Annotated in this window: 1 protein-coding gene; it reads left to right on the top strand. The window is 60.2% G+C overall.

Annotated elements, in window-relative coordinates:
- A partial coding sequence (locus tag EOA27_RS37800; protein WP_245491365.1) for a glyoxylate/hydroxypyruvate reductase A occupies positions 1 to 977 on the top strand: 977 nt, incomplete at its 5' end.
- Positions 978 to 1,022 lie beyond the last annotated feature (45 nt).

Genomic DNA, 1,022 nt, shown 5'->3' with positions numbered 1-1,022 from the left:
TCTTTGCATCTTTCCCGGGGTGGAGCGGAGAAACTGACATGGCAAGGCGGACCATTCTTTTCGCCTCGAACATCGATGACCCGGCGCCCTGGAAAGCGCTCTTCGCCAGGGAGCGACCGGACATCGAGTTTCGAATCTGGCCGGATATGGGCGATCCGCAGGATATCACGCACGCATTGATCTGGCGCATTCCGAACGGCGTTTTGGCATCATTGAAGAACTTGAAAGCCATCTTCTCGCTCGGTGCAGGCATCGACCAGATCATTGTCGATCCCGAATTCCCAAAGGATATACCGCTATTTCGGCTGGTGGACGCCGGGCTGCGCGAGCAGATGACGGAATACGCCCTCTACGGTGTCCTTCACTGGCACCGCAGGATGGGCGACTACGCCAGGCAGCAAGGAGCCGCCGAATGGCGGATGCACCCGGCCGTTCATCCCTCCCAACGTTTGGTCGGCGTTATGGGGTTGGGCGTTTTCGGCACCGACATAGCTCGAAAGCTGGCGTCCATGGGCTTTCGAGTCTCGGGGTGGAGCCGCACCCGAAAGATCATCCATGGCGTCGACAGCTTCGTGGGCGAGAAGGAGTTCCGCACCTTCCTGGGCCAGAGCGAAATTCTCATCAACGTTTTGCCCCTTACCAGCGACACGCGTGGCATCCTGTCCTCGGAGCTCTTTGCTCACCTGCCGGGCGGAGGCGCTCTCGTCCATCTTGGAAGAGGGGGACATCTTGTGGAATCCGATTTGGTCGCCGCCTTGGATGAGGGGCAGCTCGACTGGGCCATGCTGGACGTGTTCCCCAATGAACCGCTGCCGCGGGATAGCCCGCTTTGGGCGCATCCGAAAGCGTTTGTAACACCGCATGTGGCCGCACAACCGGTGAGCGACGCCGCCGAGCGCCTGATGCTAGAGAACTTCAACAAGTTCGATCGTGGCGAGGAACCAACAGGCCGGGTTGACTTGCGCGTTGGATACTAGGTGCGGCGGACGAAGGTCGCACAGCTGCGCTGTGCGACCTTCAGC

The organism is Mesorhizobium sp. M2A.F.Ca.ET.037.01.1.1 (assembly GCF_003998075.1).
Taxonomy (GTDB): domain Bacteria; phylum Pseudomonadota; class Alphaproteobacteria; order Rhizobiales; family Rhizobiaceae; genus Mesorhizobium.
This window is presented reverse-complemented; position numbering and strand designations above follow the sequence as displayed.